The 18254-nt window shown below is 67.6% G+C and carries 15 protein-coding genes, 1 tRNA gene and 1 riboswitch; of the genes, 5 read left to right on the forward strand and 11 right to left on the reverse strand.

Annotated elements, in window-relative coordinates; all coding sequences use genetic code 11:
* Position 1 precedes the first annotated feature (1 nt).
* The 5 genes from OG947_RS04145 to OG947_RS04165 are packed head-to-tail and all read right to left on the reverse strand — an operon-like array spanning position 2 to position 4943.
* The gene (locus tag OG947_RS04145) at positions 2-1630 is read right to left on the reverse strand and encodes an ABC transporter substrate-binding protein (RefSeq protein WP_328813178.1); all 1629 of its coding nucleotides are present in this window, start codon (positions 1628-1630) and stop codon (positions 2-4) included.
* Between the two features lie 45 nt (positions 1631-1675).
* Positions 1676-2179 (reverse strand): GNAT family N-acetyltransferase, encoded by a 504-nt coding sequence (locus OG947_RS04150; RefSeq protein WP_328813179.1) that lies wholly within the window; start codon positions 2177-2179, stop codon positions 1676-1678.
* Positions 2180-2202: 23 nt separating this feature from the next.
* Positions 2203-3171, reverse strand: coding sequence for an ABC transporter substrate-binding protein (locus tag OG947_RS04155; protein ID WP_328813180.1), 969 nt, complete (start codon positions 3169-3171; stop codon positions 2203-2205).
* Positions 3172-3207: 36 nt separating this feature from the next.
* A complete protein-coding gene (locus OG947_RS04160; RefSeq protein ID WP_328813181.1) occupies positions 3208-3990 on the reverse strand; it encodes an amino acid ABC transporter ATP-binding protein in 783 nt (260 codons plus the stop codon).
* On the reverse strand, positions 3987-4943 hold the full coding sequence (locus OG947_RS04165) for an amino acid ABC transporter permease (RefSeq protein ID WP_328813182.1): 957 nt from the start codon (positions 4941-4943) through the stop codon (positions 3987-3989). The genes OG947_RS04160 and OG947_RS04165 overlap by 4 nt, the downstream gene beginning before the upstream one ends.
* Before the next feature lie 169 nt (positions 4944-5112).
* Positions 5113-5209: riboswitch (SAM riboswitch) on the reverse strand.
* A 254-nt stretch (positions 5210-5463) separates the two neighbouring features.
* Here OG947_RS04165 and OG947_RS04170 point away from each other — a divergent pair.
* Both OG947_RS04170 and OG947_RS04175 read left to right on the forward strand, forming a co-directional pair.
* Positions 5464-7017 (forward strand): GGDEF domain-containing protein, encoded by a 1554-nt coding sequence (locus OG947_RS04170; protein ID WP_328813183.1) that lies wholly within the window; start codon positions 5464-5466, stop codon positions 7015-7017.
* A gap of 38 nt (positions 7018-7055) precedes the next feature.
* A tRNA-Cys gene (locus OG947_RS04175) sits at positions 7056-7126 on the forward strand.
* An 8-nt stretch (positions 7127-7134) separates the two neighbouring features.
* On the opposite strand, the gene OG947_RS04180 is transcribed toward OG947_RS04175, so the two are convergent.
* Positions 7135-8757 (reverse strand): GMC oxidoreductase, encoded by a 1623-nt coding sequence (locus tag OG947_RS04180; RefSeq protein WP_037184298.1) that lies wholly within the window; start codon positions 8755-8757, stop codon positions 7135-7137.
* A 301-nt stretch (positions 8758-9058) separates the two neighbouring features.
* Between OG947_RS04180 and OG947_RS04185 the strand changes: the two genes are divergently transcribed.
* Positions 9059-10138 (forward strand): SDR family oxidoreductase, encoded by a 1080-nt coding sequence (locus OG947_RS04185; protein ID WP_027504021.1) that lies wholly within the window; start codon positions 9059-9061, stop codon positions 10136-10138.
* Between the two features lie 310 nt (positions 10139-10448).
* Here OG947_RS04185 and OG947_RS04190 read toward each other — a convergent pair whose 3' ends face one another.
* Positions 10449-11531, reverse strand: coding sequence for a tartrate dehydrogenase (locus tag OG947_RS04190; protein WP_328813184.1), 1083 nt, complete (start codon positions 11529-11531; stop codon positions 10449-10451).
* 142 nt (positions 11532-11673) lie between these two features.
* On the opposite strand from OG947_RS04190, the gene OG947_RS04195 reads away from it, so the two are divergent.
* Positions 11674-13272, forward strand: a complete 1599-nt coding sequence (locus OG947_RS04195; protein ID WP_222638261.1) for a GMC oxidoreductase — start codon at positions 11674-11676, stop codon at positions 13270-13272.
* Positions 13273-13290: 18 nt separating this feature from the next.
* On the opposite strand, the gene OG947_RS04200 is transcribed toward OG947_RS04195, so the two are convergent.
* Together OG947_RS04200 and OG947_RS04205 are read right to left on the reverse strand one after the other, a co-directional pair.
* Positions 13291-13932, reverse strand: a complete 642-nt coding sequence (locus OG947_RS04200) for an ANTAR domain-containing protein (protein ID WP_328813185.1) — start codon at positions 13930-13932, stop codon at positions 13291-13293.
* A gap of 45 nt (positions 13933-13977) precedes the next feature.
* Positions 13978-14955 (reverse strand): Gfo/Idh/MocA family oxidoreductase, encoded by a 978-nt coding sequence (locus OG947_RS04205; protein ID WP_328813186.1) that lies wholly within the window; start codon positions 14953-14955, stop codon positions 13978-13980.
* A 62-nt stretch (positions 14956-15017) separates the two neighbouring features.
* Here OG947_RS04205 and OG947_RS04210 point away from each other — a divergent pair, with 62 nt between their 5' ends.
* The gene (locus OG947_RS04210) at positions 15018-16028 is read left to right on the forward strand and encodes a Gfo/Idh/MocA family protein (protein WP_328813187.1); all 1011 of its coding nucleotides are present in this window, start codon (positions 15018-15020) and stop codon (positions 16026-16028) included.
* Here the strand turns inward: OG947_RS04210 and OG947_RS04215 are convergent.
* Both OG947_RS04215 and OG947_RS04220 read right to left on the reverse strand, forming a co-directional pair.
* Positions 16021-16647: a class F sortase gene (locus OG947_RS04215; RefSeq protein WP_328813188.1), complete on the reverse strand. Its 627-nt coding sequence runs from the start codon at positions 16645-16647 to the stop codon at positions 16021-16023. The two genes, OG947_RS04210 and OG947_RS04215, sit on opposite strands and share 8 nt — an antisense overlap.
* 1 nt (position 16648) lies before the next feature.
* Positions 16649-17941: an ice-binding family protein gene (locus OG947_RS04220; RefSeq protein WP_328813189.1), complete on the reverse strand. Its 1293-nt coding sequence runs from the start codon at positions 17939-17941 to the stop codon at positions 16649-16651.
* Positions 17942-18254 lie beyond the last annotated feature (313 nt).

Raw genomic sequence — 18254 nt, forward strand, 5'->3', positions numbered from 1 at the left:
GTCAGCTCCTGCTCAACCAGGTGTCGAAGAACTGCAGCCGAGCAGACGCGTCGAACCTCTGGTCCTGCACCGCCGAGCTCGCGCCGACCGCCTGCGACAGTTCGACGGTCGGGATCCACAGTCCGTTGTCGAGCACCTGCTGCTGTGCGTTCGCCAGGTACTCGCCGCGCTGCGTCGTGTCCGTCGTGCGCAGCTGATCGGTCAACGAGGCATCCAGATCGGCGATCGGGCCACGCTGGTTGAGATTTCGGCCGTCCGCCGCGAACGACGTCCGCAGGATGTCGCCGTCGGCACGCGTGCTGTTGTAGTACGTCGCGTCGAAGTCACCGGCGTTCTGTCGTGCGATCGACTCGGGCACGGACGTCAGCTCGAGCCGGGCATCGACACCGACGTCCCGCAACTGCTGCTGCAGCAACTCGAGAATTGCCTGGTTGCCCGCGAACACGGCGCTGAACAGGATCGAGAAGCTGAGCCGCTGACCGTCCTTCTCGCGGATCCCGTCCGCGGCCGGTACCCAACCCGCACGGTCGAGCACGGTCCGCGCCGCGTCGGCGTCGAAGGTCACGTCGGGCAACGACACGTAGCCGGGCGTCCTGCTCGCGAGAGTGCTGGTCGCCGGCAGGAAGTTCGGGCCGAGGACGGTGTCGACCAACTGCTGACGGTCGATCGCGGGGACGAGTGCGCGGCGCACGTCCGGGTCGGCCAGTACGCCTCGCGAGACATTGGGCGCGATACCGAAGGGTGTTCCGGGATTCGACGTCGTCAGCACTCGACCGCCGGTCGCCTCGATGGTCGGTGCGTCCTGCGGGAGCGCGTCGCTGACGGCGTCGAGCTGACCTGACGACAGGCTTCCGGTCCGGACGCCCGATTCCGGCACCACCGTGAACTCGATGCCGTCAAGGTAGGCCTCACCGGTGTGACCGAACGCCCGCGAACCCCAGGAGTAGCCGGCTCGCCTGGCCACACTCACCGATCGATCCTGCTGGTAGTCGGTGTACGTGAACGGGCCACTGCCGATGTTTCCGCCCTGGCAGCGCTCCTCGGCGGACAGCGACGTGGTGGCATCGGCCTGCAGTCCCAGCTGTGAGGTCGCCGATGCCTGCAGGAACTGCGCATTGGGCGACGAGAAGGTCACCTGCGCGGTCCGCGGGTCGACCACGGTCGTCCCGACGTATCCCGCGAGATAGCTGGCGGCGAGCGGCGCCTTCGCCGCCCCGAGCGTGCCCACGATGGCGTCGAAGTTGTTCTTGACCGACTGCGCGGTGACCGGTGTGCCGTCGCTGAACGACACCCCGTCCTTCAGTGTGAACGTGAACGACGTCGCATCCGCGTCGGTCTCCCACTTCTCGGCGAGCCACGGCACGATCTCGCCAGTGTCGGGATCCTGATCGGTGAGTGAGTCGACCACGGCGCGCGTGACGTAGATCGTCTGGTTGGTCCCTGCCTGCGCGGGATCCGAGCACGTCGGCGCTGTGGAGAGTCCGTAGTTCAGGGTGCCTCCCGGCTGAGCGGGGCCGGCGTCGGCGCCCGCCGAACCAGCAGCGCCGCCGCAGGCGGTGAGGGCCGTGGTCAGGGCGACGAGGCCGATCGCGGCACTGACGGCGGGTGTCCGTTGATGGCGGTCGATCACTGGGTCAACTCCAAGAGGTGTGTGTGCAGGAACGAAGAACGGGGGTCAGTTGGTGGGTCGAGTCGTCTTCCGGAACGCACGGGGCACGCCCTCGGCCGGCGGGGCCACCGGGTCGAACAGCGGTGTGTACCCCGCCGCCAGATACAGGCCGACAGCCTCCGGTTGGCGCCACCCGGTGGTGAGGTGGATGCTCTCGTAGTTTCGGACAGCGATCTCCGATTCGAGTTCGGTGAGAACGCGCCGAGCGAGTCCTCGTCGGCGGTGCGATGCGGACGTCCAGATGCGCTTCAGTTCGGCGGTCTGCTCGTCGTGACGCCGAAACGCCCCGCCGGCAACAGGTTCACCGTTCTCGAGGAGCATGATCAGCCCGCCGTGCGGCGGCGCGAACTCCTCTGCCGGGTGGGTGGACAGAGCCGAGTACATCTGGTCGGCGGTCCCGCCGTAGCGGGTGCTGTACTCGATCGCCAGCGCCGCGAGCAGGGGTCGTGCCAGCGGATCGCCCTGGTCGACTCGCGCGACCTCGAGCTGCGGGCGATCGCTGCCGGCCACGGGGGCTCCTTGTCGGACCGAGGTCACTTCTTCGGGAGCCCGGGTGGATTGATCTCCGAGGCCGACACGGCCTCGCCGCCGAGCCCCCACTTGTCCAGCACCTGCTGGTAGGTCCCGTTCTCGATGGTGTGATCGATGGCGTCCGCGAACGCCTCGGCGAGCCCGCTGTCCTTCTTCACCAGGACGGCGATCTCACCCTGGAGCGCCTCGCCCGCACCGGAGAAGGTGCCGATGATCTTCGACTCCCCTGTGCTCGACGAGTGGTACTGCGCGGACGGATTGGGTCCGAGGTACCCGTCGATGCGCTTCGAGGACAGGGCGAGGTAGTAGTCGGCGGCGTTCTGGTAGTAGACGATCTCGGCGGGCGCGATGCCCTCCGCCCCGTTCTGCGTGTTCCAGTCGACGAGCAGTTGTTCCTGGTTGGTACCGGACGAGACACCGATCTTCTTGCCGGCGATGTCCTTGCGGTCGGTGAACGTCCAGTCGGAGTCCGTCGGAACCTCGAGGGCGACGTTGTCGAGGCGGTAGGTGGCGAAGTCGTACTTCTCCTTGCGCTCCTCCGTGACCGTCACGTTCGAGATGAAGGCGTCGTTCTCGCCCGAATCGATCTTCACGAAGTTCTGGGCCCAGTCCGCGGTCCGGCGGTCGACCGAGAGACCGAGGACGTCGGCGAAGAGGCTCGCGAGATCGATCTCGGATCCGACGACGGTGGTGTCGTCGGTGGCATAGAAGCCGAGAGGCGGAGTCGCACCCGCTGTTCCGGTGACGACGAGGGTTCCGCGATCACGGATTGCCTGCGGCACCTTCGCCGCGATGTCGTCCACCTTCTCGGTGTGGATGCGCCCGGACTGCTCGGGCGAGAGATCATAGGAGACACCGGCTTCGGACACCACGGTGTTCTCGGCTGCGGGTTCGCCGCACGCGGACGCGACGAGCGCGAGGACGGCGATGGAGGACAGGACCGACGCGAGGCGACGGGACGATCGAGACATGGGAGAGGTCACTTTCGGGAGAGGTGTGCGTGGGAATCAGAGAACCCGGGAGAGGAACTCTCGAGTGCGACTGTGGGTCGGGGTGTCGAACACCTCTACAGGAGAACCCTGTTCGAGGACGACGCCGCCGTCCATGAACACCACGGTGTCGGCGACCTCGCGTGCGAAGCCGACCTCGTGCGTGACGATGACGAGCGTCGCGCCGTCTGCGGCGAGACCGCGGATGACATCGAGCACCTCGCCCACCAGCTCGGGATCGAGTGCCGAGGTGGGTTCGTCGAACAGGATCACCTTCGGGCGCAGCGCCAGCGCCCGGGCGATCGCGACGCGTTGCTGTTGTCCGCCGGACAACCGCCGCGGGTAGTCGTGCGCCTTGTCACCGACACCGACCCGCGACAGGAGTGCGAGAGCCTCGGGTTCCACCTCCGACCGCGGACGTCGCTGTGCGGACACAGGTGCCTCGACCACGTTTTCGAGCACCGTGAGATGCGGGAACAGGGTGAAGTTCTGGAAGACGAAGCCGATCTGCGAGCGCTGGCGCCGAATCTCCTTCGGCGTCAGTTCGTGCAGTTTCCGCCCTCTGCGGCGGTATCCCACGAGGGCACCGTCCACTCGGACGGATCCGGCGTCGACCTTCTCGAGGTGGTTCACCGTGCGCAGCAGAGTGGACTTGCCCGACCCGGAGGGTCCGAGAACGGCCGTGACCTCCCCCGGCCGCACGGTCAGGTCCACGCCTTTCAGGACCTCGAGAGCACCGTAGGACTTGTGCACTCCCCGTACCTCGACCGCATACCGCGCAGTCTCGATCTCGGCGGTCATCGAGTTGCTCCCCTCGGTGACAGCGGCAGCGCAGCGATGCGCGAACGCAACTTCTGGATCGGCGTGAGCGGCACCGTGCGCAGTGCACCCTTGGAGTAGTGCCGCTCGACGTAGAACTGCACCACGGACAGGACGGACGTCAGAATCACGTACCAGACCGTCGCGACCATGAGCATCGGGACGACGCGGCCGGTCCGTCCGTAGATCACCTGGACCTGATAGAACAGCTCGGCGATGGCCATGACCGAGACGATCGAGGTGCCCTTGAAGAGACTGATCACCTCGTTGGCCGCGTTGGGGAGGATTCCCCTCATGGCCTGCGGCAGCACGATCGCGAAGAATTCGCGTAGCTTCGGGATCCCCAGCGCTGCAGCGGCTTCGAGCTGCCCCTGATCGACCGAGATGATGCCGGCGCGCACGATCTCCGCCGAGTACGCCGCCTGATGCAGGGCCAGACCGATGATCGCCGCAAAGGACCCGCTGATGACACTGTTGACGTCGAACTCGACGAAGCTCGGTCCGAACGGAATGCCCAGGGACAACCGCTGATACAGGTAGGCGATGTTGAACCAGAACAGCAGTTGCACGATCAGCGGGATCGACCGGAACGCCCAGATGTAGAACCAGGAGATGATCTGCAGGACCGGGTTCTGCGACAACCGCGCCGCCGCGAGAGCGATGCCGAGTGCGAACCCGATGAGGGTGCCCCAGAAGGTCAGCTGGATCGTGAGCCACAGAGCAGTGACGACGGACCGCGCCGTGAAGTACTGAGCGAAGGTGCCCCAGTCCCAGCCGGCGTTGGTGACCAGCCCGTGGACGAACTGTGCGAGAAGGACCAGGGTCGCGACGGCGATGATCCACCGCCACGGGTGCACCGTGCGTGCGACGACGAGGTCGTGATCCGAGACGTCACCGGCGTCGGTGGCGACCGGTCGATCGTGGAGTTGAGTCACCGGCTGCACCGGTGCGTGAGGGCAGCGAACATCGCTGTGCCTTTCGAGAGGACGAAGTGAGGGACCCGGTCAGCGCCGCGTACAGGCGCAGCAGCAAACTCGACACCACTCGAGGTGCAGGCGCAGGACGTGCGGGCGTCGGGTCGTCACAGTGTTCATCGGCGGATCTCCTCCATCGGTCCTGGCGGTAGCACCCACACACTCGAACTCGAGGCGGGTTGCTGCGACGTCGACGAGCCAGGTCTCTCGGTCGCTCTGGATGGTGAGGAAAATGTAGCGCCGACGTCTCGAGACGTCAAATCGCACAACACTTTTCGGCTCCGTCGAGTTCGAATCACGATGACCGGAAAGGGTGACAACCGCACCGACCACGTGTTCGCGGTGGTCACGCGCCCGAGGTCTCACGGCCAGACGTGCGCCGGATCGCCGCGACGGAACCGTCCCGGTCGGTACATTCACGGGGTACACGGTGGAGGTCAGCCGACGACGGATCACCGGTGACGGGGACCGGGGTGCTCGCGTGACGCCACACATCGACAGAGCGCACCGCGGCGCGCGGACGTCGCCCACCGAGTCGCCTCTCGAGACACCCGCACGGCAGGTGCTCGACATCCGGTCGATCGCGATGGGAACGGCGATCACCGGTTCCGCCCTGTCACTGGGAGCGGGCTGGGTGGTGCCCGGTCTGTTCTTCCCCGGCATCGCCCCGATGCTCGCCACCGCTCTCGCCGTCGCTGCGGCCGTGGTGGGAGCCGGCATCATCTGGCGCTCGGGGCGGCTGACCGAACGCCAGTTCGTCGCCATGGGCATGGTGATGCTGTGCGGTACGACGTTCTCCGCGGTGGCGGTGACCGATCGGGCGGGTTCCCTCGCGATCGCCGCGCTGCTCACCATCGTCCCGGTGCTCTCCGCGGCCGCGTCGCCGCCCGCGATCGCGTGGTCGTTCACCGTGGCTGCCGGTGGAGCCGCCGTCGTGGTGTCGTTCGCCTCGGCAGGATCTGCGGCCATCGCGTTCATCAGTGCCGGCGCGTCCCTGACCATCGTCGTCGTCCCCGTCGTGTTGGTGTGGGGCCTGCGGCGGTCGATGGTGCGGGTGAGTCACCGATTCGACGTGCTCGCACGCACGGACGTCCTGACCGGCCTGTTGAACCGCCGGGGCGTACTCCCCCGTCTGACGGAACTGCTGGGTGCCGCGGCGTCGCGGCACGAATCGGTCACCACCCTCGTCATCGACATCGACAACTTCAAGGCCGTCAACGACACCCACGGACACACCCACGGTGATCGGACGCTGCAGTCCGTCGCGCGAGCGGTGGTGCTGGCGACTCCGGCGGGCGCCGTCGTCGCTCGTCTCGGCGGCGAGGAGTTCCTGGTCGTCGCCCGCGGTGCGCGTACGGCCGATCTCGCGGACCGTGTCCTGCGATCGGTGCGCACACGGTGCTCGGTGACGGTGAGCATCGGCACCACGACGGCCGTGGCCACGGCTCCCGACGGCGCCGCGCTCGCCCTCGGCGACGTGGAGTCGACGCTCGACTCCTTCATCTCCTGCGCGGACGATGCGATGTACCGGGCGAAGCGTCTCGGTCGTGACCGCGTCGAGCACGGCGACACGACCCGGTTCCACCCGCCGTCACTGCTGCGAGCACGGTCGTCTGAGCACCTCCGGTCCCGTCGACGGCAGGCTGTGCAGAGACGCGCGCGCACCGAGGCCGCCGCGGCGGTCGCTGCCACCCTCGTCGCGCTCCAGACCCGCGGACACGGGCCGGAACACACGGCCGTCCGACTCGCGATGCTGTCTCGGCGCCTCGAGAAGGAGATCGACGTGGCGACGACGTCCCGTTCGGATCGATACTCCGCGGCACTGCGCTCCGCGGCCTCGCTCGATCAGAGCATCGGCATGGCGATGGAACACCTCGCGGTGGACCGGGACACCGCGGCGGCACTCCTGCAGTCGGCCGCGCACGCCGAGGGAACTTCACTCGGCGCACTGTGTCGAGCGCTGGCGTCTCTGGCGGACGAGAACCCGGCGGAGGCCGCGAGGTATCTCACCGCGACAGCCCGAGAATCACCGTGAGCGCAACCCTGTCCCGACAGGTCCGGGTTTCCTGACGTGGGATGGCCGAGTGGTGAGGCAACGGCCTGCACAGCCGTGCACACGGGTTCGATTCCCGTCATTCGCTCCACGGGGCGCTCAGCGATCGGCGATCACCGTCGCGATGTTGCGTTCGGCGAGCGCCGCGATGGTGAGCGACGGATTGACTCTGCCGGTGCTGCCCGGGATCAGCGCTCCGTCGACGACGTGCAACCGGTCGTGGCCGAGGACGCGGCCGTGCGCGTCGGTGGCTCGGCCCAGCACCACCCCTCCCAACGGGTGCGCCGTGAACGAGGTGTTCACGTCCGGAACCCGCAGGGGCGGATACCCCACACCGATTCCGGAGCGCTCCGCGATGCGGTCGTGCACCGGTCGCAGGGCGTCCGAGACGGCGATGTTGCCGGCCTCCGGCCAGTCGAGCCGTACCGACCGCGTCGACTCGTCCCACACGAACCGCCCTCTCGTCGGGTCCATGACCATGCCCAACGAGCCGATCAGCGTCAGATCGACGGGCGATCCGGGGACGAACCAGTTCTCGAGGGTGAGCGGGGCGCCCGAGTCGTCGGAGATCCTCGACGCCGAGGGCGACGCCTGCACGATGCCGTTGCCCTCCGGGCTCATGCCGCGGACGAGTGCCGCGTCACCATTGGTGCCCCATCCCTCCCCGACGTGTTCGTTCAGGTCGGGAAGCAGTCCGGTGTCGCGGGCATGCACGAGAAGCCGCGACGTTCCCATCGACCCGGCTCCCAGGAACAGGTCGTCGCAGGTCACCGTGCGGGTGGAGAGGACCTCGGCGGACGGGTCGAGCAGATCCACGGTCAGCGAATAGCGACCGTCCGCCTCCCTGGTCACGGCGGTGACCTCGTGACGCGCATGGATCGTGCACCGGCCAGTGGCGCGAGCAGCGGCCAGATAGTTGCGGTTGAGGTCGAACTTGGCGCCGTTGGAGTTGCCGAGGTTCGACTCCCCGATGATCGCGGACGGACGGGACCGACCGGCCATCTCTCCGCGCACCACGTCCCAGTCCCAGATACCGTCGATGCGCTGTGGTGTGTACCCGGCGCGGCGGACCTGGTGATCCCACACCCGTGAATGCGTGAACGGCAGCGACTGATAGACGTCCTCCGGCATCGGTGCGAGCCGCAGCTCGGAACGGACGAGCGGGTAGTGCAGCGCCTGCATCTCGTCGTACGAGACGAGCCCGGTGAAGAGCTGGTCGAAGAACCGTCGTTCGGGGGCGATCATCACGCCGGTGAACACCAACGAACCACCGCCGACCGCGGCTCCGGACCACACGTCGATGGTGCCGTGTTCACTCACATCGAAGATGCCGCCGAAGCGGTCGGTGGGAACCGTGGGCAGTCCGGTCAGCGGAGCAGTGCCACCGCGACGCCAGAACGCGCGCCCGTCCGGCAGGAAGTCGTTGGCGAAGATCTGTCGACGCGGATCCGTGGGCCACTGCGACCCGCGCTCCAGGACGGTGACGCGAACGCCCGCCTCGGCGAGGCGCCGCGCGGTGACCGCGGCACCGAAGCCCGATCCGACCACCACGGCCTCCGAATGCGCCGGCGCCGGATCGATCGGTGCGTAAAGCTCGGGCACCGCCGACCGGTACAGACCGTCGAGTATCGGAGCCGCGCGGGACACCGCTCCCGGTCCCGTCGACCCGATCAGGCCCGCGACGCCCATCGCGCCCAGGAACTGTCTTCTCGACCACTGCATGTCGACGCTTCTCTCCACCCGGTGCAGGTGATCGCGGGTGTCGCGGACGGGCAGCGGATGCGCTGAAGCTTCCTTACTCGCCGGTAAGTTGTCCACTTCGCCCGGCTCGATGAGAGGCGATCGGCCGTGACGTCGACGAGTGCGCCGCACCACTCGAGCTGTTCCGGCGCCCGCGCGCTGCGCACGGCGCCTCGTAGCGGACCAGTGCGCCGCGCCACTCGGCCCCACTGGTTGCTCCGTTGCCCCCACGGGTAGCCCATGCTGGATCGAGACACGATCACCGATCGGAGGCATCACACACATGGCAGCACGAAGTCCGGGCACGGCGCTCGTCGTCGGAGCCACCGGCATCTCGGGGCAGACCATCTGTCGACGACTCGTCGACGCGGGGTGGCGCACCTACGGGTTGTCGCGCAAGACCGAGTTGCCGGTCGACGGCGTGACACCCGTGACGGCCGACCTTCTCGACGCCGATGCGCTGCGTGAGGCACTGCGCGGAACGGCGCCCGAGCTCGTGTTCTTCACGGCGTGGATGATGCAGGACTCGGAGGCGGAGAACATCGAGGTGAACACCGCCACCCTCCGGAACACGTTCGACGCGCTGGCGCCGGAGAACTCGGTGAAGCACGTCGCTCTCATGACGGGTCTGAAGCACTACCTCGGCCCGTTCGACGCCTACGGCGCCGCGGTGACGGCGGAGACCCCGTTCCACGAGAGCGAGGAGCGCCTCGACACACCGAACTTCTACTACGCCCAGGAGGACGAGTTGTTCTCGGGCGCAGAGCGACTGGGCTTCACCTGGAGCGTGCACCGGGCACACACCATCTTCGGGTTCGCCGTGGGCAACGCCATGAACATGGCACTCACCCTGTCGGTGTACGCCACTCTCTGCAAGGAGACCGGCGAGCCGTTCGTCTTCCCCGGTTCGGAGACCCAGTGGAACGGTCTGACCGATGTCACCGATGCCGATCTGCTCGCCGAGCAGATGATCTGGGCCGCCACGAACGAGAACGGCGCCGACGAGCCATTCAATGTCGCGAACGGCGACGTGTTCCGTTGGCGATGGCTGTGGCCGCGCATCGCCGACCATTTCGGTGTCGAACCCGTCGGTTTCGACACCGAACCACGACCGTTGGCGACGCGAATGGACGATGCACCCGACGCGTGGCGGCGCATCGCCGAGAAGTACGACCTCGTCGAGTCGGACGTGACTCGACTCGCATCGTGGTGGCACACCGACGGCGACCTCGGCCGCGACATGGAGTGCCTGACCGACATGACGAAGAGCCGCAAGGCGGGGTTCCTTGGATTCCGCTCGACCAGTGAGAGTTTCGCGGAGAACCTCGCTCGGTACCGGGACGCGCGGATCATTCCTCGCTGACGTCGGACGCAACGGCCGGGCGGGTGGACCCGCCCGGCCGTCGGCGTCAGGACGCGATCGAGAGGCTCTTCAGAATGTTCAGGAAATCGGTCAGAGGCAGCAGATCTCCGAACGAGAAATTGAGGAAGCTGAGGCCGTTGAGAATGCTGAGCATGATGTCTCCCGAGTGAGTGATGTCGCGATTGTTTCGCGCACACAGATCATGAAGGACCCGTCGTCACGGACGACGATGAACGGTGTGGTGACCTGTCACTGACTTGGTCGTGCTCACAGACAATGCCCCGAAACGGTGTCAATTTCGAGAACATCATCAGCGAGCGAGAGCGGTCACCTCGTCCGCGATGATGCGCCCCAACTCGTCGGTCCCCGACGTTCCGCCCATGTCCGCGGTGAGCGCGGCGCCGCCCCGTGCCAACACGTTCTCGACCGCAGTCAGGACCGTGCGCGCGGCATCGGGCTCGCCGAGGTGATCGAGCATCATGCTGCCGCTCCAGATCTGTCCGATCGGATTGGCGACGTTCTTGCCCGCGATACCCGGTGCCGATCCGTGCACCGGCTCGAACAGACTGGGAAAGAGCCCCTCCGGGTTGATGTTTCCACTCGGGGCGATGCCGATGGTGCCCGCGATCGCCGGTCCGAGATCGGACAGGATGTCCCCGAACAGATTGCTCGCGACGACCACATCGAACCAGTCCGGGTGCAGCACGAAGTTTGCCGTGAGGATGTCGATGTGATAGCTGTCGACGTCCACCGTGGGGTGATGCGACGCCATGGCGGCGACCCGCTCGTCCCAGTACGGCATCGAGATGGAGATGCCGTTGCTCTTGGTCGCGGACGTCAGGTGGCGTTTCGGCCTGGTCTCGGCGAGTTCGAAGGCGTACTTCAGGATTCGGTCGACGCCGATGCGCGACATGACCGTCTCCTGGATCACCGTCTCACGCTCGGTCCCCGCGAACATCCGGCCGCCGAGATCGGTGTACTCCCCCTCGGTGTTCTCCCGCACCACGTAGAAGTCGATGTCGCCGACCTCGCGTCCGGCGAGCGGGCTGGTGGCGCCCGGCATGAGCCGGATGGGCCGCAGATTCACGTACTGGTCGAAGTGACGTCGGAACTGGAGCAGACTGCCCCACAACGAGATGTGGTCCGGCACCACCTCCGGCCAGCCCACCGCTCCGAAGAAGATCGCGTCGAACGGTCGAAGCTCCTCGAACCAGCCGTCGGGAAGCATCTTTCCGTGCTCGACGTAGTAGTCGGCGCTGGCGTAGTCGAAGTACTCGTACTCGAGGTCGAGGTCGAACGCCGCCGCCGCGGCGTCCAGTACTTCGATACCGGCGGGAACCACCTCCTTGCCGATGCCGTCACCCGGGATCACTGCGATGCGTCTTATAGCCATCGTTCGAGCCTAGTCGGGGCGAAACCTTGACACTCGCTGACAGAACTGTCTAGGTTCTGAGCACCCGGCATCGAGATCGGGTGTTCGCCGGGGGGTGCCCACAGGTATCGGCGGACTCCACGAACGATCCGGGGGAAGCCGCATGTCACCGTTCACTCGCCGCACGTTCCTCTCCGGCGCCGCCGCGGCCGGCGGTGCGCTGATCGCCGGCAACCATGCCGCCCGCGCCTCTGCTCACGGCATCGCCGCACGCACACAACGAGTTCCGCTCTCTCGCGAGGATCACCGCGTGGTGATCGTCGGCTCCGGGTTCGGCGGCGGCGTCGCCGCACTGCGCCTCGCACAGGCAGGCGTTCCGGTGACCGTGCTCGAGCGCGGTCTGCGATGGCCGACCGGTCCGAACGCCGAGACCTTTCCGCACGCTCGCTCACCCGACGGTCGTTTCCTCTGGTACGGATCCGCGAAGAACGTGTTCGGACGTCCGATCGACGTCCCGGCGTACACCGGCCTCGTCGAGGCGGTTCCCGGCGAGAACATGACCGCGCTGTGTGCGGCCGGGGTCGGCGGCGGGTCCCTCGTCTATCAGGGGATGACGCTGCAGCCGGCCGAGGCGGTGTTCGCGTCGCAGTTCCCCGGCGCACTGGACTGGGGCCTGCTCGATCGCGTCCACTACCCGCGGGTCGCCCGGATGCTGCACCTCGCGGTCGCGCCCGACGAGTTGGTCGACAGCCCCAATTACGCTGCACCACGAGCATTCCGGGACAGTGCACGACGACTCGGACTCCCCGTGTCGAAGATCCCGATGCCCATCGACTGGAACTTCGCGCTCGACGAACTTCGTGGCGAGATGGCCCCGTCCTACACCAACGGCGACGGCGCCATCGGCGTCAACAACGGCGGCAAGTTCTCCGTGGACGTCACGTACATCGCCGAGGCAGAGGCGACCGGGCTGGCGACGGTACAGACCCTGCACCAGGTCACCGACGTCGAACGGGCGTCCGACGGCCGGTGGACGGTGTACGTCGACCGCATCGACACCTCGGGGGCGGTCGTGGAGAACAAGATCCTCACCACGCCGACCCTGATCATGGCTGCGGGCAGCATGAACACCACGCGACTGCTGATGCGGGCGGCAGCGTCCGGCCGGATCCCGGACATGCCGGACGCGCTCGGCGACGGCTGGGGCACCAACGCGGACAGGATCTACTCGTGGACGACGTTCGACCAGGACTTCGGACCCGCACAGGGCGGCCCGGTGGTCTTCGGCAGTCTCGACTGGGCGGACCCGTCCCGCGCGATGACGGTCATCCAGGCGTCGTTCCCCCCTCTCGGGGTGGATGCCCGAACCACCGTTCTGGTCGGCTACGGCGTCAGCGACGCCCGTGGGCGTTTCGTCTACGACGGTGCGCGGGACGATGCGATCCTGCGGTGGCCGCACGAGGGGGATGCGGCCATCCAGAGTCACATCGACCCGCGCGTGCGCGCGATCGCCGGACCGAACAGCCTCGTCGTGGACACCAACGCGGTGTTCCCGTCCACCTGGCACCCGCTCGGCGGGGCCAACATGGGAACGGTCTGTGATCTGGAGGGTCGAGTCCAGGGACAGCGCGGCCTCTACGTTCTCGACGGCGCCCTGATCCCGGGCAACTGCGCCGCCTGCAATCCGTCGATGACCATCGCCGCAGTCGCGGAGCACGCTCTCGACAGCATCGTGGCCTCCGACGTCGGCACCGTCATCTGAGCCGCTCCGCGGCCGGCGTCAGTCCAGCAGGGCATCGGTCAGCTCGACCCGCCGCCCGACGATGTCGTCCGCGAGCTGGGTGACGCGTATCCCGTCTGCGTAGGCGAGGGACCGGAGCCGAACCACGGCCTCGTCGGCGGTGATCCGGAACCGTGCTGCCATCATGCCGGCAGCCACGTGCACGGAGGCGCGGGACAGCGGATCGTCCGCGGCGTCGTCCCCCACTCCGGCGACGTCGCGGCGCACCGCGGACGCGAGTTCCCCGGCGCACCGCGCGGCACGCGCCGCGGTCACCGGCGACCACGGATGCGCGTCGCGGCGGTAGAGCTCGAGCACGCCCACCGTCGGCTCCGTGCCCACCGGAAGCGCGAACACGGCACCCACGTCGAGAGCTCGAACGGCGTCGTCGAACAGCGGCCACGGCGAGCCCTCGTCGGTACCGACCATGCTGATCATCGTCTGTTCACTCCGGAAGGCATCGAGGCAGGGCCCGGTTCCCAGCGTGAACTGCAGTTCGTCGATGCGGGTCGCGACGTCGTCGCTGCTGTAGACGAGGTCGCGGATCGCCGCGGTCACGATGACTGCCACCGCGATCCCGTCCACACCCAGCGACGGCGCGTACCGCTCCACCACGGCGCGGGTGGCGTCGAAGGAATCCATGGATTCTGGTGCCCGAGTCGGACATGGATAAACGTACCGCCGAGATCACTCCACGACGACGGTTCGGCCGCCCTCGTTCATCGAGGCGACGAGAGCGTCGGCGACGAGACCTGCACGCAGCCCCGCGTCCGCGTCGGCGAGCTCCGAGACCCGGCCGGCCTCGAGGGAATCGACCCACTCCTGGAGTTGCAGGCGATACGCGTCCGCATAGCGGGGAACCCAGTCGGCCGGGTAGGCCACGGACCGCCGGCGGTCGCGGTCGGTGACCACGTGAGTGGGCAGCACGAGCGCAGACGCTCCGATATCGCCCACCACCTCGCACCTCGTGTCGTATCCGTAGCGGGCGTTGAGGAAGATCTCGACCGTCACCAGAACGTCGGACTCGGTCCGCAACAGCATGATCTGCGGATCCTGGCGCGTTCCGGAGTGCGCGGACGTACGACCCGCGTGCCAACTCACCTCCGTGATCGGCGACGACAGCAACCACGGCACGATGTCGAGTTCGTGAATCGCGGAGTTGGTGATGGTCGACGCGGACGTGCCGCCGGGGTAGGCCTCGACGGTGCGACTCACGCAGTGGGCGACGAGGGGTTCACCCAGTTCACCGGAGGACACCACGCGCTTCAGGTCCACGTAGGCCGGATCGAACCGACGCATGAAGCCGACCGTGATCAAGGTGCGTTCGCCCTGCGCGGCGATGATCTCGCGGCACTCCGCCGCCGTGGGCGCGAGCGGCTTCTCGCACAGCACCGGCTTGCCCGCGGCCAGCGCCAGGTGCACCAGTTCGGCGTGGGTCGAATCGTGCGAGGCGATGACGACGGCGTCGACGTCGTCGCGCTCGATCAGCGCCGGGCCGTCCGCCGCGACGGTGGCGCCGCGCAGGGTGGAGGCGACTGCACTCGCCCGTGCTGCGTCGAAGTCGGCGACAGCGGTCACCGCCGCGCCCGACACCCGCCGATCGAGGGACAGGGCATGGTCCGCTCCCATGACGCCGACACCGATGATTCCAACCCGCACAGTCATGATCGAAAGTATTACATCTTAATGTCCTGACAAATGTGCTTTCGTCTGATTGGCTCTGCCGCATGACGCAGAGCGCCTCCCTCCCCCTGTCACGAGTTCCCGATCCCCGTGACGCGCCCGTGCTCCGATGGGCAGTCCTCGGGCCGGGCTGGATCGCGCACCGGTTCGTCGAGTCACTGCACCGGCACACGACCCAGACCGTCGTCGCGGTGGGATCCCGCTCACCGGAGCGCGCACGCGCCTTCGCCGACGAGCACGGCGTCGACCGTGCGCACGGCACCTACGAGGCCGTCTTCGCCGACGACGACGTTGACATCGTGTACATCGCCACGCCGCACACCGAGCACCTCGCGAACGCCCTCGACGCCATCGCCGCGGGCAAGCACGTGCTCGTCGAGAAGCCGCTCGCCGTCGACGCGGCCGGCGCGGCCCGTATCGCGGAGGCCGCACGGTCGGCAGGAGTGTTCGCGGGAGAAGCGATGTGGACGAGATTCCTGCCGAAGTTCGACGTGATAGAGCAGGTGCTCCGCAGCGGCGTCCTCGGACCGATCCACACGGTGCTCGCGGATCACGGCGAGTTCTTCACCACCGATCACCGCATCTACGATCCGGCGCTGGCCGGTGGCCCGCTCCTGGATCTGGGAACGTACGTCGCGTCCTTCGCCTACTCGGTTCTCGGTGCACCGGAGACGGTGGATGCTCGGAGTCGACCTGCCAATGACGAGATCGACGGTCAGATCTCGGCCCTTCTCACCGGCGAGTCCGGACATGCGGTGCTCAACACCACGATCCTGACGAACACGCCGACGACGGCGGTCGTGTGCGGCCGGGACGGCACGCTCACCATCGCCGGGCCCTTCTTCATGCCGGGGCCGTTCACCGTCGCACTCCGCGACGGCATCACCCTTGCCTACGACGAGACCCCCGGCCTCCAGGTCGACGGACTGCATCTCGCCGCGGTGGAGGCTGCGAGAAGGATTTCCGTCGGCGAGGTCGAGTCCGCCGTCCATCCCCTCGCCGACGCGGTCGAGACCCTGGAAATCATCGACCGGATCCGCGAACGGATCAGCTGATCAGATCAGCGTAGACCACGATATTGTCGTCGTAACTGGCTGCGTCGCTGTCGAATCGACCGCCACACGTGATCAGCCGGAGTCCCGGGTGGTCGATGTCGCCGTACACCGTGTTCGTCGGGAACTCGGCCTTCGGGTACTGATCGACCTCCATGACCCGGAAGCGCGACGTGGTGCCGTCCTGCAGAGTGACGATCACGTCGTCGTCCGGGACGAGGTCACCGAGCCGGGAGAACACGCCCGGCGCACCGTCCCAGGCCACGTGACCGGCGATCACGGACGGCCCCATCGCGCCGGGAATCGGTGAACCCGTGTACCACCCGGCCGGAAACGCGCCGGGTGGTACCTCCATCGTCCCGTCCTGCTGCAGACCCAGGCCCATGAGGTCGGAACTCACGGAGATCGCGGGAACGTCGATGCGGACCGGCGGCGAGAGGGCCACGGCATCAGGGACACCGGTGGCGCCCTCGTCGACCACGCCGACGTCCGCCGACTCGGTCGCGGCCGGCGCCGGCGGGGCGGTGCCGGCAGCAGTGGAGCATCCGGAGATCAGCGCCAGCGCGAGCAGCACCGCAGCGCACAGTGAGCGCGCCGCGGTGGTGACGGAACGTGATGCCATGTCAGCTCTTTCGACGACGCAGCACCAGGGCCGACCCGATGATCGCCGCGGCCGCGAGGCCGATCGACGCGGGCCGCCAGTGGTCGGCCGACCGGACGGTGCTGCCGTCACCCGTGTCGACGCCACCACCCGGGACCTGAGTGATCTGGCTGCCCGGCGAGTACCGGCCCGGCGCGTCCGGACCCGTGGGGACACCGGGGGTTCCGGGCGTGTTCGGGGTTCCGGGCGTGTTCGGGGTTCCGGGAGTGTTCGGGGTTCCGGGAGTGTTCGGGGTTCCGGGAGTGTTCGGATTTCCCGGCGTGTTCGGGGTTCCCGGCGTACCGGGAGTGTTCGGGGTTCCCGGCGTACCGGGAGTGTCCGAGGTGGGCGGGACCGCCGGTGCGGTGGGCACCGACGAGGTGGGCGGTGTACCCGGCAACCCCGGAAGACCCGGGATGGTGATCACGGGCGGGACACCGGGGATCGACGGCAGTCCCGGGATCGACGGGATCGGAATCACGATGGGAGGCACCACGACTCCTCCGTCGCCGACCGGGGTGGTGGTCGTCCGCGGGGAGCAGTCGTTCGCCGTGATCACGTTGTCGTCCAGGGTGACCGCGCCGTTGCGCGCCAACACACGTCCGGAGACGGTCGCACCGTTCTGGACGCTGATCGAGGTGAGCGCCAGTACCGTTCCGACGAACGTCGTGGAGGTACCGATGGTCGCCGAGCTGCCCACCTGCCAGAAGACGTTGCAGGGATTCACGTTGATCAGTGCCACTCTGCTGCCGGACCCCGTGATCAATGTGGACGGTGCCTGAAAGACGAAGACGGCGTCGGGATCCGATCCACCGTCCAACGTGACGGTGCCGTTCAGGGCCAGTGCGCTGGAAGCCTTGTAGACCCCCGGGGCGAGGGTGCTGCCGGTGATGTCGGCAGCGACGTTCGCCGAGATCGGCTCCGCACTCGCCTGGTCGTATGCCGTGGTGAGGTCCGACTGCGCCTGCAGCGCAACCGCATTGGCGGCATGGATCGTGCCGTTGTTCACGAGACCGGGCGGAAACCCCGTGACGGCCGCGGTCGGACTGGTTCCGAGGTCACCCGAGATGACCGACGGGCCGGTGTTGGTCACGCCCGCACCGGCCAGGACCGCGTAACTGGCAGCGGTGCCGAGTCCCACCGGAGTGGCGGCGTCGGCGGTGCTCGCGCCGACGATCATCAGAGCCGCCGTGGCGACGGCGACGGTACCCAGTGCGGGGAGGCGGCCTCGCTTCGCGGCGTCGAAGGGAGAGCGGTCGAGGTGTGTCCTGATCATGCGGTTCCTTGCGCGATGTGGTGAATGTGCCGCATCCCTGATGCAGCACATGTGGTGCGCAGACTCTGTCCCCGACGACGCAGAGCGGTGCGATGACGCCCCGGCGACGTCGGCGCGTCGATGACCGTCCGAGAAGACGACCACGGCGCCGAGATGTGGCGGGGGCAGGTGTGAGATCGAGCCGACTCCGTCGAATGCGACGTAGATTTACGGCATAAATGAGAGTGAACAGGACGATAACGGTAATGTCAATGCATGCCGGAATTGCGACATTCTGTCGAGTCCGGACAATCACGTGATGGACGACTGACAC

Source organism: Rhodococcus sp. NBC_00297 (assembly GCF_036173065.1).
GTDB lineage: Bacteria > Actinomycetota > Actinomycetes > Mycobacteriales > Mycobacteriaceae > Rhodococcoides.